At 64.6% G+C, this 19,337-nt stretch carries 15 protein-coding genes; 5 read left to right on the top strand and 10 right to left on the bottom strand.

Going from position 1 to position 19,337, the window contains the following annotated elements:
- Positions 1-84: 84 nt before the first annotated feature.
- From ABIG06_RS23680 to ABIG06_RS23725, 10 genes are all read right to left on the bottom strand, one after another.
- On the bottom strand, positions 85-1,596 hold the full coding sequence (locus ABIG06_RS23680; protein WP_370138800.1) for an ABC transporter substrate-binding protein: 1,512 nt from the start codon (positions 1,594-1,596) through the stop codon (positions 85-87).
- A gap of 17 nt (positions 1,597-1,613) precedes the next feature.
- A complete protein-coding gene (locus ABIG06_RS23685; RefSeq protein WP_370138801.1) occupies positions 1,614-2,720 on the bottom strand; it encodes an ABC transporter ATP-binding protein in 1,107 nt (368 codons plus the stop codon).
- Entirely contained in the window at positions 2,720-3,709 is a 990-nt protein-coding gene (locus ABIG06_RS23690) for an ABC transporter ATP-binding protein (RefSeq protein WP_370138802.1), read from the bottom strand. The genes ABIG06_RS23685 and ABIG06_RS23690 overlap by 1 nt, the downstream gene beginning before the upstream one ends.
- Positions 3,706-4,416 (bottom strand): DUF1028 domain-containing protein, encoded by a 711-nt coding sequence (locus ABIG06_RS23695; RefSeq protein ID WP_370138803.1) that lies wholly within the window; start codon positions 4,414-4,416, stop codon positions 3,706-3,708. The genes ABIG06_RS23690 and ABIG06_RS23695 overlap by 4 nt, the downstream gene beginning before the upstream one ends.
- A gap of 9 nt (positions 4,417-4,425) precedes the next feature.
- Positions 4,426-6,231 (bottom strand): gamma-glutamyltransferase family protein, encoded by a 1,806-nt coding sequence (locus tag ABIG06_RS23700; RefSeq protein WP_370138804.1) that lies wholly within the window; start codon positions 6,229-6,231, stop codon positions 4,426-4,428.
- 86 nt (positions 6,232-6,317) lie between these two features.
- Positions 6,318-7,307: an ABC transporter ATP-binding protein gene (locus ABIG06_RS23705; protein WP_124160647.1), complete on the bottom strand. Its 990-nt coding sequence runs from the start codon at positions 7,305-7,307 to the stop codon at positions 6,318-6,320.
- Positions 7,304-8,290, bottom strand: coding sequence for an ABC transporter ATP-binding protein (locus tag ABIG06_RS23710; protein WP_370138805.1), 987 nt, complete (start codon positions 8,288-8,290; stop codon positions 7,304-7,306). Before ABIG06_RS23710 ends, ABIG06_RS23705 begins: the two co-directional genes overlap by 4 nt.
- Before the next feature lie 13 nt (positions 8,291-8,303).
- Positions 8,304-9,275 carry an ABC transporter permease gene (locus ABIG06_RS23715; RefSeq protein ID WP_370138806.1) on the bottom strand — a complete coding sequence of 324 codons (972 nt, stop codon included), beginning with the start codon at positions 9,273-9,275 and terminating at the stop codon, positions 8,304-8,306.
- 10 nt (positions 9,276-9,285) lie between these two features.
- The gene (locus tag ABIG06_RS23720; RefSeq protein ID WP_370138807.1) at positions 9,286-10,266 is read right to left on the bottom strand and encodes an ABC transporter permease; all 981 of its coding nucleotides are present in this window, start codon (positions 10,264-10,266) and stop codon (positions 9,286-9,288) included.
- Positions 10,267-10,370: 104 nt separating this feature from the next.
- Positions 10,371-11,966, bottom strand: a complete 1,596-nt coding sequence (locus ABIG06_RS23725; protein ID WP_124160651.1) for an ABC transporter substrate-binding protein — start codon at positions 11,964-11,966, stop codon at positions 10,371-10,373.
- Between the two features lie 304 nt (positions 11,967-12,270).
- Between ABIG06_RS23725 and ABIG06_RS23730 the strand changes: the two genes are divergently transcribed.
- The 5 genes from ABIG06_RS23730 (at position 12,271) to ABIG06_RS23750 (ending at position 19,313) form a co-directional block, all read left to right on the top strand.
- Positions 12,271-12,528, top strand: a complete 258-nt coding sequence (locus tag ABIG06_RS23730; RefSeq protein WP_370138808.1) for a DUF6489 family protein — start codon at positions 12,271-12,273, stop codon at positions 12,526-12,528.
- Entirely contained in the window at positions 12,528-13,328 is an 801-nt protein-coding gene (locus ABIG06_RS23735; protein WP_370138809.1) for an esterase/lipase family protein, read from the top strand. Before ABIG06_RS23730 ends, ABIG06_RS23735 begins: the two co-directional genes overlap by 1 nt.
- Before the next feature lie 47 nt (positions 13,329-13,375).
- The gene (locus ABIG06_RS23740; protein WP_370138810.1) at positions 13,376-14,926 is read left to right on the top strand and encodes a WS/DGAT/MGAT family O-acyltransferase; all 1,551 of its coding nucleotides are present in this window, start codon (positions 13,376-13,378) and stop codon (positions 14,924-14,926) included.
- A gap of 10 nt (positions 14,927-14,936) precedes the next feature.
- Positions 14,937-15,932, top strand: a complete 996-nt coding sequence (locus tag ABIG06_RS23745) for an alpha/beta fold hydrolase (RefSeq protein ID WP_370140896.1) — start codon at positions 14,937-14,939, stop codon at positions 15,930-15,932.
- A gap of 147 nt (positions 15,933-16,079) precedes the next feature.
- Positions 16,080-19,313, top strand: coding sequence for a bifunctional cytochrome P450/NADPH--P450 reductase (locus ABIG06_RS23750; protein WP_370138811.1), 3,234 nt, complete (start codon positions 16,080-16,082; stop codon positions 19,311-19,313).
- Positions 19,314-19,337: the final 24 nt, after the last annotated feature.

A 19,337-nucleotide genomic window follows, 5' to 3' on the forward strand; every position in this document is an offset into this window, starting at 1 on the left:
CTGCTGCTGTGGGTCCAGGCTCTGCGGAGCAGCGCTTATGCGCTGCGCCGCGTCCGGGACACGCCACCGTCTTCATCAGATCTATCACTTGAACTTCAGCCCGACCACGCGCACGAGGCCATCGGGCATCTGCCGGTAACCCTCGAGCTTCTTGGTGTGCGCGATCAGGAGCGTGCGGTGATAGATGTAGATGATCGGCAGGTCGTCGAGCAGGACCTTGGTCAGCTTCGCGTAGATCGCCTTGCGTTCGTCGACGTTCGCTGTCGCTCGCCCCTCTTCCAAGAGCTTGTCGGCCTCAGGGTTGGAATAACCTCCGTCATTCTGAGGCGCCTTGCTGCGCATGAAGATGTAGGAATTGCCGTCGGGATCGATCCGGCCGCTCCAGTTGATCTGGAAGACCTGGAACTCGCCGGCCTGGGCCTGCTTGAAGGTGGTCGCAAATTCGACCGCGCGGATCTTGATGTCGAAGCCAGCTTCCGCCGCCATCGACTGGACAACCTGGGCGACCGCCTCGTTTTCCGCGCCCTTCGGAATCATGTAATCCACCGTCACCGGCAAAGTGACGCCCGCTTCCTTCAGGAGCGCCTTGGCCTTGGCAACGTCGCGGCCGCGAACCGGGAATGCCTTCTGGTAATAGGGATGCGTCGGGCTGACCCATTGGTTACCCGGAGTGAACTCGCCGTTGAACACGACCTGGTTGAGAGCCTCGCGATCGATGGACAGATCCAGCGCTTGCCGGACTTTTGCCGACTGGCTCAGCGGGCCCTTGTTCTTGTCGTTGCCGATGTTGATGGTCAGCCCGAGATAGCCAAGCTCCGGCGCGGTCGACAATACGAGGCGGGAATCGGCGCGGACGTCCTTGATGTCGGTGGCGAGCACGCGTTCGATCAGGTCGAGCGCGCCGGACTTCAGATTGGCGAGGCGCACGGTGGCGTCGACGATCGGCTGGAACACGACGCGGTCGATGTGGATGTTGTCCTTGTTCCAGTAATCGGCGAATTTCTCGAACACCATGCGGTCCTGCTGGACGCGCTCGACGAATTTGTAGGGACCGGCGCAGACCGGATGCAGGCCGAACTTGTCACCGGCCTCCTTCGCAGCCTTGGGCGAGACCATCATGCCGGAGCGGTCGGTGAGCTGGGCGATCAGCGGCGAGTAGGGCGTCTTCAGCACCAGCTTGATGGTGAGAGGATCGACCACCTCGACGTGGTCGACGCTGGCGAGCTCCGACTTGCGGAACGAGGTCGGCAGCGTCATGTGACGCTCGATCGAGAATTTTGCGGCTTCCGCGTCCAGCGGTTCGCCGTCGTGGAATTTGACGCCCGGCCGAAGCTTGATTGTCATGGCCTTGCCGTCGGCCGATGTCTCGTGGGACAACGCCAGCTGCGGCACGATGTTGAGCTTCTCGTCGATGTCGAACAGCTTGTCACAGAACGCGGAGAAGACGATGCGGCCGACATAAGTGCGGCCGATGCTGGGATCGAGGATGTCGGGGTCTTCGGCGATGCCGATGCGAAGCGTAGTCTGCGCCTGGGCGGTGCCCGCGAGCGACGTCAGCAATGCCGACGCCAGGATTGTCAAACGCACAAAGCTCATCGTTCTCAACCTCTGTTTCACGGCGATGTGGGGGCCGCCCCCAATGAACGAACCCCGCCGCCGCGTGCTGCTTCCGGCCGGCCGCTGAAGGCTGCGACCAGTTTTTCCAGGACCGGCGAGAAGCCGCCGTCCATGGGGACGATCGCCTCCGAAGAGGGCAGTTCCGGTGTTCGGTGGCAGGCCGTTGCATGTCCGATGCCATCCGCGACGAGCCGAGGCATTTCGCTGCGGCAGCGATCGACGACATAAGGGCAGCGGGTGTGGAAGCGGCATCCCGGCGGCGGATTGATCGCGCTGGGGATCTCTCCCTGCAGCACAATCCGGCTGCTCTTTGCCCGCGGTTTAGGCACAGGGATCGCGGACAGCAGCGCCCGGCTGTAGGGATGGCGCGGCGCGGCGAACAGCGTGTCCGCCTCCGCGGTCTCGACGATCTGGCCGAGATTCATCACCGCCACGTGGTCGGCGATGTGCTTGACCACGGCGAGATCGTGCGAGACGAAAATGTAGGCGAGGCCGAGCCGGTCCTGCAGCTCGCTCAGCAAATTCAGGATCTGCGAGCGGATCGAGACGTCGAGCGCCGAGACCGGCTCGTCGCAGATGATCAGCTTCGGCTCGACCGCGAGTGCGCGCGCGATGGCGATGCGCTGGCGCTGACCGCCGGAGAATTCATGCGGATAGCGCCGCGCCAGCCGCGGCTCGAGCCCGACCAGCCGCAGCAGCTCGGAAACGCGCTCAGATCGGCGCGGCGCCGGAACGAGATCGTGCAGCGCCAGCGGCTCGGTCAGGATCTGCCCGACCGTCATGCGCGGATTGAGCGAGGCGTAGGGATCCTGGAAGATGATCTGGGCTTCACGCCGGAAGGAGCGCAAGCCGTTGGCGTCGAGCGAGAGCAGGTCGCGGCCGTCGAAGCGGACCGCGCCCGCATCCGGCTCGATCAGCCGCAGCACCAGACGGCTGACGGTGGACTTGCCGCATCCGGATTCGCCGACGAGGGCCAGCGTCTTGCCGGCGTCGAGCGAGAACGAAACGCCATCGACGGCCTTGACGTGCGCCAATGCGCGGCCGAACAGCGAGCGCTCGGCGACGAAATGCTTGACCAGGCCTTCGACCTCGAGCAGGGCCATCACGACACCAGGAGTTCGAGCGGCGCGCGGATGCAGCGCGAGAGGTGCCCGGGGCCGACTTCCAGCAGCGGCGGCGACGCCTTCGTGCAGGCGTGCAGCACGAAGGGACAGCGCGCGGCGAACCGGCAACCGGCGGGCGGCTGCGCCATGTTCGGGACCATGCCTTCGATCGTCGCAAGCTGTTCGGCCCGATGGTCGAGCCGGGGGATCGAGCCGAGCAGACCGACGGTGTAGGGATGCTGGGGCGACGAGAACAGCTCGTCCACCGGCGCGCGCTCGACGATCTCGCCGGCATACATCACCGCGACCTCGTCGCAGACCTCGGCGACGACCCCGAGATCGTGGGTGATCAGGATGATCGCGGCGCCGCTCGCGGCTTTCAGCTCGCGCATCAGCTCCAGGATCTGGGCCTGCAGGGTGACGTCGAGGGCGGTCGTCGGCTCGTCGGCGATGAGCAGGCGCGGATCGCAGGCCAGCGCCATCGCGATCATCACGCGTTGGCGCATGCCGCCGGAGAGCTTGTGCGGATACTCGTCGATGCGCCGCTCGGGCGACGGGATGTGGACGCGCCGCAGCAGCTCGATCGCGCGCTCGCGCGCGCTTCTTTGCGAGCCGCCACGATGGCGCACGATCGTCTCGATGATCTGGTCGCCAATGGTGAAGCTCGGGTTGAGCGAGGTCATCGGCTCCTGGAAGATCATCGCCAGCCGATTGCCGCGCAGATCGCGCAGCGTCTGGTCCGGGGTCTTCAGCAGGTCGAAACCGTCGAAGCGGATCGCGCCCGATATTTCCGCGCTCTGCTTCGGCAAGAGGCCCATGATGGCGAGCGACGTCACGCTCTTGCCGCAACCGGATTCGCCGACGAGGCCGAGCGTGGCGCCATTGGCGACGCTGAGATCGACGCCGTCGACGGCGTGCGTGATACGGCCGTCGTCGCCGTGAAAACGGATGCGCAGATCCTGGATCTCGATGAGCGGGCTCGTGCTCATGACTGCCTTGCCCGGGCGGCGGCGATGCTGGCGTCGATGACGCTGCGATCGGTGCTGCCGGCCGGGTTCTGCCGAGTCGGCATGGAGGCGCGGAAGTGCACCCAGAGCTCGTGGCTGACACGCTCGAGCCGCTCGAGCTCGCCCAGCGGGTCGGGATGATCGTCGGCGCGAATGTCGAGCGCCGGCCATTCCTCTTCGCCGTGGATCAGCAGCGCGGCGGACTGCTTGCCGCGCTTGTCCCCGCCCGCGGCTTCACCTGCGCGCATCGCCGCGAGCAGGCGGCGCGGGAAGGGCAGGCTGTCATTGGCGATGTAGGTCTTTGCCGTCTCGTCGAGCACGTCGGCGCAGGCGAGCATGTTGCCGGCGATCGAGAAGCCGCTGCCCGCGATGTGGCCGCACCAGTCGATGCAATCACGCCCGGTATGCGCGGCGATCTCGCCGCTGCCGTCCATGATATGAAGCTGGCGGCTCTCCCGGCCGTCATCGGTCGCGAGCAGGGTGGCGAGCACGTCATGCGCGTTCAAACCTTCGCGCAGCAGCTTGACGCCGTCGATGCCGTAATAGGGGTTGACGAAGGCCTGCGTTGCGATGGCGCCGAGCCCGGCGGCAATGTACGGAACCCGCGCGCCGACGGCGAAGAAGCGGGTCGCAACCGCGATGCCGAACTGGCCGGTGGCAGGATCTCGCGCGATGATCGACCAGGTCATGGGCTGCCTTCAACGTCCTGCGGCGTAGCCTTGCATGCCGCGCGGGTTGGCGGCGGCACGGCGGCGCACGCCGACGCGCGAAGCCGCGGTGAGGCGGCCTTCCGACCAGTCGGGACCGACCTCGACGATATGCCCGCGCTCGCGCAGGTTTTCGATGGTCGCCTTCGGCACGCGGTTCTCGACCACGAGCACGCCGGGGCGCGCGGTGCGCGGCCAGAAGGAAATTGGGAAATGCTCGGAATGCCAGGCCGGCGCGTCGATGGCTTCCTGGAGATTGAGGTTGCAATGGACGTGGCGCAGGAAGAATTGCGTGATCCACTGGTCCTGCTGATCGCCGCCGGGCGAGCCCCAGGCGAGGTAAGGCTCGCCATCGCGCAGCGCCATGGTCGGAGAGAGCGTCGTGCGCGGTCGCTTGCCCGGCGCGAGCGAGCCCGGTTGGTTCTCCTCCAGATCGAACATTTGTGCGCGGCTGCCGAGGCAGAAGCCCAGCTCAGGAATGACAGGCGAAGATTGCAGCCAGCCCCCTGAAGGCGTCGAGGACACCATGTTGCCGGCCTGGTCGATGATATCGAAATGCACGGTATCGCCGCGCACCTCGCCAAAGCGCCCGACGGTTGGTTCACCGGCGCCGAGTGCGCCAACTGCCTCGCGCTGCCCCTCAGCGCGGCGGAGCTTGACCACGCCGCCAAAGCCCTCGACCGCGCCGGGCCGGAGATCGAGCGAAGCCTTCTCGGTGACCAGCTTGCGGCGCTCGTCGTTATAGGCGTCCGAGAGCAGCGTCGCGATCGGGATCTCGCTGAATTTAGGATCGCCGTAGAATTTTTCGCGGTCGGCAAAAGCGAGCTTGGCGCATTCGATCTGGAGATGGATGAACTCCGGTCCGGTCGGATCGAGCCCGTCGAGCGCAAAGCCCTTGAGTAACGCAAGTTGCTGGAGCGTGACGGGGCCCTGGCTCCAGACGCCGGCCTTGCAGACGGTGTATCGGCCATAGTGGTAAGTGAGCGGTGCCTCGACCGTCGGCTGCCAGCGCGCCATGTCGTCGGCGGAAAGGACGCCGCGGTGCGGGGAGCCGCTGACGTCCATCACCTCCTGCGTCCGGCAGAACTTGTCGATGGCCTCAGCGACGAAGCCTTGCGACCAGGCTTTGCGCGCGCGCTCGATTTCGGCGTCGCGGCCACCCCCGCCGCTCTCGGCTTCGCTGAGGATGCGGGCGTAGGTTGCGGCCAGCGTCTTGTTGGTGAAGAGCGTGCCGGGCTTCGGCACTTCGCCGTTTGGAAGATACACCGCGGCCGAGGTCGGCCAATGCTTGCGGAACAGCTGCTCGACGGTCTGGATCGTGGCGCAGGCGCGTTCGACCAGCGGATAGCCGTCGCGGGCGTAGGAGATCGCGGGCTCCAGCACGTCGCGCACGCGCATCGTGCCGTAGTCGCGCAGCAGCATCATCCAGGATTCGAAAGTGCCGGGAACGCAGGCCGCCAGCAGGCCGGTGCCGGGCACCATGTCGAGACCTTCGCTTCTATAGTGCGCGATGGTCGCGCGTGCGGGTGCCGGGCCCTGACCGCAGATCACCTCGGTGCGGCCGCGCTTCATGTCATGCACTATGATGGGGACATCGCCGCCGGGACCGTTCAGATGCGGCTCGACCACCTGGAGCGTGAAAGCGGTGGCGACGCCGGCATCGAAGGCATTGCCGCCCTTCTCCAGAATGGCCATGCCCACGGCGGTCGCGATCCAGTGCGTGGTGGCAACGACCCCGAACGTGCCTTCGATTTCGGGTCTCGTCGTGAATGGATCGGGATTGATATTGCTGCCCATGGACTTCACCACCTTATTTCCGGCGCGCGCAATTGATCACAGGGCCACGCCGCCGCCAAATGCGCAGGCTGCATGGCACGCGCGCGTCACGCCGGGACCGGCGCGGTGTTGACGGCGTGGCATGCGACCCCGTCGATCAGTTCCGGGGTCTCCTTGCGGCAGAGATCGAACGCGAGCGGACAGCGTGGATTGAAGGCGCAGCCGGAGGGCGGATTGATCGGGTTCGGGATCTCGCCCTTGACCGGAATGCGCTGGCGGCCGCTCATGGCAAGATCAGGCACCGCGCCCAGCAGCATCTTGGTGTAGGGCATGCGCGGGCGGGTGAACAACTCGCGTCCTTCCGCGATCTCGACGATGCGGCCGAGGTACATCACGCCGACCCGGCTCGCCATGTGGCGGACCACGGCGAGGTTGTGGCTGATGAACATGTAGGTCAAGCCGAACTTGTCTTGGAGGTCGCGCATCAGGTTCAGGATCTGCGCCTGCACCGAGACGTCGAGCGCGGAGGTCGGCTCGTCGCACACGATGAACTCGGCATCGGAGGCGAGCGCGCGCGCGATCGCGATACGCTGGCGCTGGCCGCCGGAAAACTCATGCGGAAACTTCAGGCGGTCGTCGGGATGCAGGCCGACAAGGCTGAGCAACTCGCCGACGCGGGCCTGGATGTCACGCTCGCCCTGGATCAAGTCGAAGGCACGGATCGGTTCGGAGATGATGGCATCCACGCGGAAGCGCGGGTTCAGGCTTGCATAGGGATCTTGGAAGATCATCTGAATGCGGCGACGCAGCTTGCGCCGCGCCGGCGCCTGCCGCGGATCGGTCATCGAGACGCCGTCGATCAGGACATCGCCGGAACTCGGCGGCAGGAGGCCGACGACCATCCGAGCCACCGTGGTCTTGCCGGAGCCGGACTCGCCGACCAGAGCAAACGTCTCGCCCTTTTTGATGTCGAAAGTGACCCCATCCACCGCCTTGAGGTATTCGAGGTGGCCGCCTTCGAGCAAGCGGTTGAGCCAGGGCTTTGAGACGTCGAAAACGCGGCGCAGATTTGTGGCCTGGACGAAGGGAACGCTCATGCCGCGCTCTCCGCCGGCACATTGTCGTAGAGATGGCAGGCGACCGATTGCGCGCCGCGTGGCAGCGGCTCCGGCCGATCGACCCGGCACCGATCGAAGGCGAAGGCGCAACGCGGGTTGAACGAACAGCCCGGCGGGATCGCCGACAGGCGAGGCATCGAGCCCGGGATCTGCACCAGGCGCTTGTCCTCGCCGGCCAGCGTCGGGATCGCCCCCATCAGGCCCTTGGCGTAGGGATGCAGCGGGTTTCTCACGACGTCCTGCACCGGGCCGATCTCGGCGACGCGGCCGGCATACATCACCGCGACGCGGTCGGAGGTTTCCGCGATCACGCCCATGTCGTGGGTCACCAGCATCACTGCGGTGCCGTGGTCGCGTCCGAGCCGCTTGATCAGCGAGATGATCTGCGCCTGCACGGAAACGTCGAGCGCGGTGGTCGGCTCGTCCGCGATGATCAGCTCAGGCTCGGCGCAGATTGCCAGCGCAATCACCACACGCTGGCGCATGCCGCCGGAGAATTCGTGGGGATAGCCGTCGATCCGCTTTTCGGGTGCGGGAATGCCGACCTCGGCGAGCAGATCGATAGCGCGGCGTCGCGCCGCCCGCTCCGACAGATTGAGGTGGGTCCGGATCGTCTCCACGATCTGGTCGCCGACCTTGTACAGCGGATTGAGCGAGGTGAGCGGGTCTTGGAAGATCATGCCGATCCGCTTGCCCCTGATGCGGCGCATCTCCTCCGCTGGCAGATTGTCAATGCGCAGGCCGGCGAGACGGATCTCGCCGCCGGCAATGCGGCCGGGCGGATCGATCAGGCCGATCACGGAGAGGCCGGTGACGGACTTGCCGGCGCCGGACTCGCCGACGACGCCGAGCACCTCGCCCTTGGCGATGTCGAAGGAGACATCGTCGATGGCGCGCAGCGTGCCGCGGCGGGAGGCGAACTCCACCTGGAGGTTGCGCACGGAGAGAACGGGTTCGATCATGGGCGAGGCGTACTCATCGAAGCTTCGGGTTGAGCGCGTCGCGCAGCCAGTCGCCGAGCAGGTTGATCGAGAGGATCAATGCGGCGAGCGCAAGGCCGGGGAAGGCGACGATCCACCATTCGCCGGCGAACAGATAATTGTTGCCGACGCGGATCAGTGTGCCGAGAGATGGCATTGTGTCAGGCAGGCCGACGCCGAGGAAGGAGAGCGTCGCCTCGGTGATGATGGCGAGCGCGAGGTTGATCGTGGCGATGACCAGGATCGGACCCATCGTGTTCGGCAGCACATGCCGCAGCATGATCTTCGGCGCAGGCAGGCCGATCAGCTGCGCGGCAGCCACATAGTCCTTGTTCTTCTCGACCATCACGGAGCCGCGCACGGTCCGCGCGTACCCCACCCAGAAGCTCAGGCCGATCGAGATCACCAGCACGACAAGCATGCTGGTGGCATCGAGCCGGTTGCCGAGGATCGACTTCGCGATGCCGTTGACCAGCAGCGCAATCAGGATGGCGGGGAAGGTGAGTTGCACGTCGGCGATCCGCATGATCACGCCGTCGATCGCGCCGCCGAAATAGCCGGCGATCAGGCCGAGCCCGATGCCGAGCGCGCCGGCGAAGATCACGCCGGCGACGCCGACGGCGAGCGAGATGCGCATGCCATAGAGAATGGCAGAGAACACATCGCGACCCTGCTCGTCGGTGCCGAGCAGGAACGGGCTCTGACCGTCGGCGGTCCACAGCGGCGAGATCCGCGAATTCATCAATTGCAGCTGCGCCGGATCGAACGGGTTCTGCACCGCAAGCGCGGATGCAAAGATCGCCAGCAGAAAGAACACGACCGTGATGGCCGCCGCCACCATGGTGAGCTTGGAGCGCCGGAACGAATAGAAGAGATCGCTGCCGAGCGCGCGGCTGAACCAGCTCTGGGCGGCATGCGTCGGCTGCGCGCCCTGCTTGTCGGAATTGGAGACGGCTGCGTCGGACATGCAGGCTGCCTTATGCGGCGCGACCGACGGTCGAGCGCAGGCGCGGATCGACCACGGTATAGAGAATGTCGACCACCAGATTGATGGTGACGAAGATCAGCGAGACCATCAGCAGGTAGGCGGCCATGATCGGGATATCGACATTTTGCACGGCCTGAACGAACAGAAGTCCCATGCCCGGCCACTGGAACACGGTTTCGGTGATGATGGAAAATGCAATAACCGAGCCAAACTGAAGTCCAGCCACCGTGATCACCGGAATCAGCGTGTTCTTCAGCGCGTGGCCGAAATGGATGGCCCGGGTGGTCAGTCCCCGGGCACGTGCGAAGCGAATATAGTCGGTCCGCAGCACTTCCAGCATCTCCGCGCGCACCAGCCGCATGATCAGGGTCATCTGGAACAGGCCAAGTGTGATCGAGGGCATGATCAGTGCCTTCAGTCCGGAGAGCGTGAGCAGGCCCGTCGTCCACCAGCCGAGCTTGACCACCTCCCCGCGGCCGAACGAGGGCAACCAGCCCAAGGTCACCGCGAACAGGTAGATCAGGAGAATGCCGATCAGGAAAGTCGGAAGCGAGATGCCGACAAGCGAAACGGCCTGGAACAGCTTGGCCAGCACGGTGTCGCGTTTGAGCGCCGAATAGACGCCCATCAGGATGCCGAACACCATCGCAAAGACGGTTGCGCAGATCGCAAGCTCCAGTGTCGCGGGCATACGCTCCATCAAGAGCGCCGAGACCGGCTGGCGGAACTGGTAGGAAACGCCGAACTTGAATTGCGCGGCATCGGCGAAGTAGCGCGCGAGCTGCACCGGCACGGGATCGTCGAGGCCGAGCGATTTGCGCACGATCGCGCGCTCGGCCGCCGAGGTATCGATCGAGACGATCTGGTTGACGGGGTCGCCGGCGAAACGAAACATCGAGAACGCGATGATGCCGACGGCGAACATGACGCCGATGGCCTGAACGGCGCGGCGAAGAGTGAAAGCGAGCATGCCTTCTACCGTCCTTGGGTGTGCGTGCGGCCGACATCTCTGTCAGCCGGAAAAGGAATGGTCCCGGACGCCTCACGCGGCCGGGACCCTGTGTTCGACGGACGCTATTCCTTCTTGGTCGCCCAGTGGAACATGACGAGATTGTCGGCGCGCTGCGGCAGGTTGACCTTCTTCGATACGCCCCAGGCCAGCGCCTGTTGGTGCAGCGGGATGTAGGACCAGTCCTTGTTGCCGATCTCATAGGCCTGCTTGATCAGCTGGTTGCGCTTGGCGGTGTCGGTTTCGACCAGCACCTTGTCGGTGATGGCGTCGAACTCCTTGTTGCAGTAGCCGCCGAGATTGGCCTCGCCGCGCGAGGATTTCGCATCGTCGCGGCAGCCCATGATGTCGTAGAGCACGTTGTGGGAATCCATGGTGCTCGGCGTCCAACCCAGCAGGTAGAACGAGGTCTGGTAGCCGCCCTGCTTGAGCACCTTGGCGAAGTACTGCGCCTTCGGCTGCGCCAGCAGATTGATCTTGACGCCGATGCGCGCGAGCATGCCGACGACGGCCTGGCAGATCGCGGCGTCGTTGACGTAACGATCGTTCGGGCAGTCCATGGTGACCTCGAAACCATCGGGGTAACCGGCCTCGGTCAGGAGCTTCTTGGCGCCGTCAGGATCGAATTTCGGCCGCGTGAAATCCTTGGAGAGCGCGAACAATTCAGGCGCGATCATCAGAGCCGACGGCGTCGACAGGCCTCGCATCACGCGCGTCTTGATCAGCTCGATGTCGATGGCCTTGTAGAAGGCTTCGCGTACGCGGGCATCCTTGAAGGGGTTCTTGCCCTTGATGTTGGAGTAGAGCAGCTCGTCCCGAGTCTGGTCGAAACCGATGAAGATCGTGCGCAGCTCCGGTCCCTTCAGCACCTGGGCATTCGGGCTGGAATCGACGCGGGAGATGTCCTGGATTGGTACCGGCTCGATGACGTCGACTTCGCCCGAGAGCAGCGCGGCGACGCGGGTGGCGTCGGAAGCAATCGGGGTGAAGATGATCTCCTTCAAGTTGCCTTCGACCTTGCCCCAGTAGTTGGGGTTGGCCTTGAAAACCGTCTTCACGCCGGGCTGATGACTTTCGATGATGAAGGGGCCGGTGCCATTCTCGTGCAGCGAGGCGTAGCTCGGCGTGGTCGCCGCCACCGGCGTCGGATCGACGACGTTGTTCTGCTCGGCCCATTTCTTGTCCATGATGTACCAGACATCCCACGAGTTATGCAGGATGGGATTGGGCGAGGGCAGGATGAAATCGACGGTGTAATCGTCGACCTTGACCACCTTGACGTCGGGCGCAAGGCGGGTCTGCATGTTGGACCCCTTCTTGCGGACGCGGTCGGCCGAGAACAGCACGTCGTCGGCGGTGAAGGGATCGCCGTTGTGGAATTTCACGCCCTTGCGCAAATGGAAGCGCCAGCGGGTCGGCTCCGGCGTTTCCCAGCTTTCCGCCAGTGCCGGAATGATCTTGAGATCCTTGTCGCGCGCGGTGAGGCCCTGATAGACGTGGCCAAGATGAGCGTGGGTGGTGCTCTCGTTCAGGGTGTAGGGATCGAGCGACTTCAGGTCGCCCTGGTTGGCATAACGTAGCGTCTGGCTTGACGCCGGCGCGATTGCCAACGCAAGCGTACCGGCGAGCGTCGCCGCAAACAGACTTTGACCGATTGACATTCTTGACCCTCTCCGCACTGCCACGCCGGTGATTTTTGATTGTTCGGCGGGGTTGACTGATCCATGTTGCCCAGAGTTCTCGACCCGTGCAAGCGCCATTCCAGCAAGGAACGCGCCAAGTTGCACCGCTGTGCAGCAATGCTGACCGTGTTGTCAGGCATGGAGGACCGTGCCTTCCGACTTTGGTTGACCATGCCGACTGATTGCGGGACGGGGCATGTCCGGCCGGCATCAGGTCGCTTGCGTTGCACCACAACTCGCGGCGATACTCCGACAGGCCGCTCGAATCTCATCTGGAGGGGACATGAAGGTTAATATCGAAATCGACTGCACCCCCCTCGAGGCCCGCCAGTTCTTCGGTCTGCCGGACGTGGCGCCGATGCAGACGGCGGTGATGGACAAGTTGCAGCAGCAGGTCCTCAGCAACATCGACAAGGTCTCGCCGGAATCCCTGATCCAGAGCTGGTTCACCTTCGATCCCAAGATCGCCGAGCGGTTTCAGGACATGTTCGTCGCGATGGCCGGCCTCGGCGGCTCCCGCAGCGGCGACAAGAAAAAATAGTGTCGACCGGACCGGACGGGGCGCTGGAATCGGGCCGGCTTCGTCCGCCAGGTCTCGGCCTGCTGCTGGCCGAAGCCCGTGGACTGTTCGAATTGAATGCAAGCCTGCTGCTGTCGCCGCTCCTGATGCGCGCGCCGAGGGGCGACGGCCATCCGGTGCTGGCGCTGCCGGGGTTTCTCGCCAGCGACCTCTCGATGGCGCCGATGCGGCACTACCTCAGCGAGCTCGGTTATGAGGCACATGCCTGGCGGATGGGCCGCAATCTCGGGGGGCTCGGGCGGATGCGGGATTCGCTGCGCACTCGCTTGGCCGAAATCCATGGCGCGAGCGGACGCAAGGTCAGCCTGGTCGGATGGAGCCTCGGCGGCGTCTATGCCCGCGATCTCGCGCTTTGGGCACCCGACAAGATCCGTTACGTCATCACGCTCGGCAGCCCCTTTGCGAACGACGTGCGGGCCACCAACGCGACGCGGCTTTACGAAGCGCTGTCCGGCGAGAGGGTGGAGGATTTTGCCGAAGCGCGCGAGGCGATTGCCGGCGATCTGCCGGTGCCGACGACCTCGATCTATTCGCGCGCCGACGGTATGGTGAACTGGCGGACCTGTCTGCTTCGTCCCTCCGCGCGTGCCGAGAACATCGAGGTGCACCTGGCGAGCCATATCGGGCTCGGGGTCAACCCCGCGGCGCTGTGGGCCGTGGCGGATCGCCTGGCGCAACCGGAGGGGGAATTCCGGCCATTTGACCGGGCAGGGCCGTTTGCCATTGCATATGCCCCGCCGGAACAGGCAGTATCCGCCTGACGAGAAGCGCCGCCTAAGGCGCCCGTCAAATCTTGCGGGAGGGAGCCATGGCAGACGGGAAGAAGCTGTCGTCGCTGGACGCGTCGTTTCTTTATCTGGAAACGCCCGAAATGCCGATGCATGTCGGCAGCATGGCGATCTTTCGCCTGCCCGACGATTACAGGGGCGACTTCTTCGAAGACTTCAAGGCGATGATCGTCTCGCGCCTGCACATCGCGCCGATCCTTAAGGCACGGCTGGAGAAGGCCCCGCTCGACATCGATCACCCCTCCTGGGTCGAGGATGATCAGTTCGACATCGACCGTCACATTTTTCGCGCCAGCCTGCCGCAACCGCGCGACCGCGCCACGCTGGAGCGCATCGTCGGCTGGATGCATGCCAAGCTCCTGAACCGCGCCCGCCCGCTCTGGGAGTTCTACGTCTTCGAGGGCATGAAGGACAACGAGGTCGGGCTCTATTCCAAGATGCATCATGCCGCGATCGATGGCGGCGCGGGCGCTGCGCTGACCAACATGATCTACGATATCTCGCCGATCCCGCGGAAGGTCGATCCGCCGACGGCTGGAAGCAAGCCCGGACAGGAGCCGCGCGACATCGCCGCGAACCTGCTCGATTCCTATCAGCAGCTGTTCAGCCAGCCGCTCGATGCCTCGGCGGCGGCGAAGAACCTGCAATTGCCGCGCACCGGCAAGAGCGACATCGGCTCGATCCTGTTCGACAATGCGATGTACCAGATCGAGAGCGCGGTGCGCTTCGCCGGCAACATCCCGGCCGTGCTCAAGAGCGTGTCCGATGTGCTCGGCAAGATCGCCGATCCGAAGTCGCGCGAGAGTCTCGCCAGCATGGTCTCGCCGGCGACCATGCTCAACAAGACCATCTCCTCGGAGCGGAGCTTCGCCGGCGTGTCGATCCCGCTGTCCCGGGCGAAGGCTCTGGCCAAGCAGGCCGGCGGCAAGCTCAACGACGTCGTGCTGGCGCTCGCCTCGGGCGTGGTCCGCCGCTATCTCCTGCGATACGGCACGCTGCCGGCGAAATCCTTGACCGCAGCGGTGCCGATCTCGCTGCGTGAGGAGGGCAACACCGAGGCCAACAACCAGGTGTTCGGCATGATCTGCTCGATCGCGACCAACATCGAGGATCCCAAGGCGCGGCTGGAGGCGATCATCGCGCAATCGACCAAGTCCAAGGAGATGTCGCATCCCTTGCGTGCGCTGATGCCCCAGGTCTCCAACATCTCGATGCTAGGCGCGCCGATCATGGTGCAGATCCTGGCGCTGCTCTACAGCCGCTCGAATCTCTCCGACGTGCTGCCGCCGGCTGCCAACATCACGGTGTCCAACGTGCCCGGGCCGCGGCAGACGCTCTATGCCGCCGGCGCCGAGCTGTTGCACATCTTCCCGGTGTCGATCTCGACGCACGGGCAGGCGCTCAACATCACCGTGCAGAGCTACCGCGACCAGCTCGATTTCGGTTTCATCGTCGGGGCCAACATCATTCCGCATGTGCAGGTGATGTGCGATATGCTGCCGGAGGAGTTTGCCGCGCTGGAGGCGGCGTATGCGCCGCCGGCCGCCGACATCAAGGGTGCGGCGGAATAGGGAAGCCATGATGATTGAAATGCCGCCGCTCAAGTTCGCGCAGACGAACGGAATCCGCATGGGCTATTATGAGGCGGGCCCGGCCGACGACAAGCCGCCGATTGTGCTGTGCCACGGCTGGCCGGAGCTCGCCTTTTCCTGGCGTCACCAGATCAAGGCGCTGAGCGAGGCCGGCATCCGGGTGATTGCCCCGGACCAGCGCGGCTATGGCGCGACCGATCGGCCTGAGCCGGTCGAAGCCTATGACATGGAACATTTGACCGGCGATCTCGTCGGTCTGCTCGATCACCTGAACATCGACAAGGCGATCTTCGTCGGCCATGACTGGGGTGGCTTCGTGGTCTGGCAGATGCCGCTGCGGCATCCCTCGCGCGTCGCAGGCGTCGTCGGCGTCAACACGCCGCATTGGGACCGCATGCCGATCGACCCCATCGCGCTGTTCCGCCAGCGTTACGGCGACCAGATGTACATCGTCCAATTCCAGGATCCCGCGCGGGAGCCGGACAGGATCTTCGGCAGCCGCGTCGAGCAGACCTTCGACGCTTTCATGCGCAAGCCGCTGGCAAAGCCAGCGGCGAAACCGGACGAGCCGCCGATCGCGGGTGTCGGCGCTTCGTCGAAGACCAATCTGGCCTTCCCGCAGATGATCGCGGCGTACGACGCCAAGGTCGATCCGCGCACGCCGATCCTGTCGGCGGAGGAGAAGAAAGTGTTCGTCGACACGTTCACAAAAACCGGCTTCACCGGCGGCATCAACTGGTATCGCAATTTTACGCGCAATTGGGAGCGCGCGAAGGGATTGGATCATCACATCCACGTCCCGTCGTTGATGATCATGGCCGAGAACGATGCCGTGCTGCCGCCCTCGGCGGCCGACGGCATGGAGAAGCTGATCGATGACCTCGAGAAGTATCTCGTGAGGGACAGCGGCCATTGGACGCAGCAGGAGAAGCCGGAAGAGGTCAGCGCCAAGCTGATCGAATGGCGTAGAAGGCGGTTTGGGTGACGACGCAGTCGTCGGTTCGAATGAGACGTCATTCCGGGGCGCCCGAAGGGCGAACTATGGTGCGCACTTGCGCACCTGAGAATCTCGAGATTCCGGGTTCGATGCTGCGCATCGCCCCGGAATGACGGCAGGGGGGAACGTAGTTAAATGTCATCCAAGAACCGTCTGGACCCGATCCCGCACCCGCCGACCAAGCCGGTGGTCGGCAACATGCTGTCGCTGGATTCGTCTGCGCCTGTGCAGCACCTGACGCGGCTCGCGAAGGAGCTGGGGCCGATCTTCTGGCTGGACATGATGGGCTCGCCGATTGTCGTCGTCTCCGGCCACGATCTCGTCGACGAGCTCTCCGACGAAAAACGCTTCGACAAGACCGTGCGCGGTGCGCTGCGGCGTGTGCGTGCGGTCGGTGGCGACGGCCTTTTCACGGCTGATACCAACGAGCCGAACTGGAGCAAGGCGCACAACATCCTGCTCCAGCCGTTCGGCAACCGCGCCATGCAGTCCTACCACGCGAGCATGGTCGACATCGCCGAGCAGCTCGTCAACAAATGGGAGCGGCTCAACGCCGATGACGAGATCGACGTCGTCCACGACATGACTGCGCTGACGCTGGATACGATCGGCCTGTGCGGCTTCGACTACCGCTTCAATTCCTTCTATCGGCGCGACTACCATCCGTTCGTCGAGTCGCTCGTGCGCTCGCTCGAAACCATCATGATGACGCGCGGCCTGCCGTTCGAGCAGCTCTGGATGCAGAAGCGCCGCAAGACGCTCGCCGAAGATGTCGCCTTCATGAACAGGATGGTCGACGAGATCATCGCCGAGCGTCGCAAAACTGCGGAGGGCATCGACGACAAGAAGGACATGCTCGCCGCGATGATGACCGGCGTCGACCGCGCGACCGGCGAGCAGCTCGACGACGTCAATATCCGCTACCAGATCAACACGTTCCTGATCGCGGGCCACGAGACCACCAGCGGCCTGTTGTCCTACACGCTCTATGCACTGCTCAAGCATCCGGACATTCTCAAGAAGGCCTATGACGAGGTCGACCGCGTCTTCGGCCCGGATGTTAATGCGAAGCCGTCCTACCAGCAGGTGACGCAGCTCACCTACATCACGCAGATCCTGAAGGAGGCGCTGCGGCTGTGGCCCCCGGCGCCGGCCTACGGCATCTCGCCGCTCCAGGACGAGTCCATCGGCGGCGGCAAGTACAAGCTCAGGAAAGGCACTTTCACCACCATCCTGGTGACCGCGCTACATCGCGATCCCTCTGTCTGGGGGCCGAACCCGGACGTCTTCGATCCCGAGAACTTCAGCCGCGAGGCGGAGGCCAAGCGGCCGATCAATGCCTGGAAGCCGTTCGGCAACGGCCAGCGCGCCTGCATCGGCCGCGGCTTTGCGATGCACGAGGCCGCGCTCGCGCTCGGCATGATCCTGCAACGTTTCAAGCTGATCGATCATCAGCGCTACCAGATGCACTTGAAAGAGACGCTGACGATCAAGCCGGAAGGCTTCAAGATCAAGGTGCGTCCGCGCGCCGATCGCGAGCGCGGCGCCTATGGCGGCCCTGTCGCCGCGACTACAGCGCCGAAGCCTCCGCGGCAGCCGACGACGCGGCCCGGCCATAACACGCCGATGCTGGTGCTCTACGGCTCCAATCTCGGCACCGCCGAGGAGCTTGCCACGCGCATGGCCGACCTTGCGGAGATCAACGGTTTCGCCGTGCATCTCGGCCCGCTCGACGACTATGTCGGCAGGTTGCCGCAAGAGGGTGGCGTGCTGATCATCTGCGCCTCCTACAACGGCGCACCGCCTGACAATGCGACGCAGTTCGTCAAATGGCTCGGCGGCGACTTGCCGAAGGACGCCTTTGCCGGAGTGCGCTACGCCGTGTTCGGCTGCGGCAACAGCGATTGGGCGGCGACCTACCAGTCGGTGCCGCGCTTCATCGACGAGCAATTGTCGGCCCATGGTGCGCGCGCGGTCTATCCGCGCGGCGAGGGCGATGCACGTAGCGATCTCGATGGCCAGTTTCAGAAATGGTTCCCGGCGGCGGGCCAGGTCGCGACCAAGGAGTTCGGTATCGACTGGAATTTCACCCGCACGGCGGAGGACGATCCGCTCTACGCGATCGAGCCGGTGGCCGTGACCGCCGTCAACACCATCGTCTCCCAGGGCGGCGCGGTGGCCATGAGGGTGCTGGTCAATGACGAGCTCCAGAACAAGAGTGGCTCCAATCCCTCGGAGCGCTCGACACGCCACATCGAGGTGCAGTTGCCGTCCAACGTCACCTACCGTGTCGGGGATCATTTGAGCGTGGTTCCGCGCAACGATCCGACGCTGGTGGATTCTGTGGCCCGCCGCTTCGGTTTCCTGCCGGCCGACCAGATCAGGCTGCAAGTGGCCGAGGGACGCCGTGCGCAACTACCCGTGGGCGAGGCGGTGTCGGTCGGCCGCCTGCTCAGCGAGTTCGTCGAGCTGCAGCAGGTCGCGACGCGCAGGCAGATCCAGATCATGGCCGAGCACACCCGCTGCCCTGTCACCAAGCCGAAGCTATTGGCCTTCGTCGGCGAGGAGGCCGAGCCGCTCGAGCGCCACCGCAGTGAGATATTGGCCAAACGCAAATCGGTGTTCGACCTGCTGCTGGACTATCCAGCCTGCGAACTGCCGTTCCACGTCTATCTCGAAATGCTTTCGCTGCTGGCGCCGCGTTATTACTCGATCTCCTCCTCGCCGTCGGTCGATCCGGCGCGTTGCAGCATCACCGTCGGCGTGGTCGAGGGGCCGGCCGCCTCTGGCCGTGGCGTCTACAAAGGCATCTGCTCGAACTACCTCGCCAATCGACTTGCGGGCGATGTGATCTATGCGACGGTGCGCGAGACCAAGGCGGGCTTCCGGCTGCCCGATGATTCATCCGTGCCGATCATCATGATCGGCCCGGGTACGGGGCTTGCGCCGTTCCGCGGCTTCCTTCAGGAGCGCGCCGCGCGCAAGGCGAAGGGTGCCGTCCTCGGACCCGCCATGCTGTTCTTCGGCTGTCGCCATCCCGACCAGGATTTTCTTTATGCCGACGAGCTGAAGGCACTGGCGGCAGGCGGCATCGCCGAGCTCTTCACGGCATTCTCGCGTGCGGATGGACCGAAGACCTATGTGCAGCATGTGCTCGCCGCGCAGAAGGACAAGGTCTGGCCGCTGATCGAGCAGGGCGCCATCATCTATGTCTGCGGTGACGGCGGCAGGATGGAGCCCGACGTGAAGGCGGCGCTGGTCGCGATCCAGCGCGAGAAGACCGGCAGCGACACCACAACGGCTGCGCGCTGGATCGAGGAGATGGGCGCGGCCAATCGGTATGTGCTGGATGTCTGGGCTGGTGGGTGACGGCCCGCCCGATCGTGCTAAACG

The organism is Bradyrhizobium sp. USDA 326, from assembly GCF_049739485.1.
Lineage (GTDB): Bacteria > Pseudomonadota > Alphaproteobacteria > Rhizobiales > Xanthobacteraceae > Bradyrhizobium.

Coding starts and splice junctions, on each gene's coding strand:
- ABIG06_RS23725 (WP_124160651.1), bottom strand. CDS start 11,966: ATGTCAATCGGTCAAAGTCTGTTTGCGGCGACGCTCGCCGGTACGCTT.
- ABIG06_RS23710 (WP_370138805.1), bottom strand. CDS start 8,290: ATGATCGAACCCGTTCTCTCCGTGCGCAACCTCCAGGTGGAGTTCGCC.
- ABIG06_RS23740 (WP_370138810.1), top strand. CDS start 13,376: ATGGCAGACGGGAAGAAGCTGTCGTCGCTGGACGCGTCGTTTCTTTAT.
- ABIG06_RS23705 (WP_124160647.1), bottom strand. CDS start 7,307: ATGAGCGTTCCCTTCGTCCAGGCCACAAATCTGCGCCGCGTTTTCGAC.
- ABIG06_RS23730 (WP_370138808.1), top strand. CDS start 12,271: ATGAAGGTTAATATCGAAATCGACTGCACCCCCCTCGAGGCCCGCCAG.
- ABIG06_RS23745 (WP_370140896.1), top strand. CDS start 14,937: ATGATTGAAATGCCGCCGCTCAAGTTCGCGCAGACGAACGGAATCCGC.
- ABIG06_RS23720 (WP_370138807.1), bottom strand. CDS start 10,266: ATGCTCGCTTTCACTCTTCGCCGCGCCGTTCAGGCCATCGGCGTCATG.
- ABIG06_RS23715 (WP_370138806.1), bottom strand. CDS start 9,275: ATGTCCGACGCAGCCGTCTCCAATTCCGACAAGCAGGGCGCGCAGCCG.
- ABIG06_RS23695 (WP_370138803.1), bottom strand. CDS start 4,416: ATGACCTGGTCGATCATCGCGCGAGATCCTGCCACCGGCCAGTTCGGC.
- ABIG06_RS23685 (WP_370138801.1), bottom strand. CDS start 2,720: ATGGCCCTGCTCGAGGTCGAAGGCCTGGTCAAGCATTTCGTCGCCGAG.
- ABIG06_RS23750 (WP_370138811.1), top strand. CDS start 16,080: ATGTCATCCAAGAACCGTCTGGACCCGATCCCGCACCCGCCGACCAAG.
- ABIG06_RS23700 (WP_370138804.1), bottom strand. CDS start 6,231: ATGGGCAGCAATATCAATCCCGATCCATTCACGACGAGACCCGAAATC.
- ABIG06_RS23680 (WP_370138800.1), bottom strand. CDS start 1,596: ATGAGCTTTGTGCGTTTGACAATCCTGGCGTCGGCATTGCTGACGTCG.
- ABIG06_RS23690 (WP_370138802.1), bottom strand. CDS start 3,709: ATGAGCACGAGCCCGCTCATCGAGATCCAGGATCTGCGCATCCGTTTT.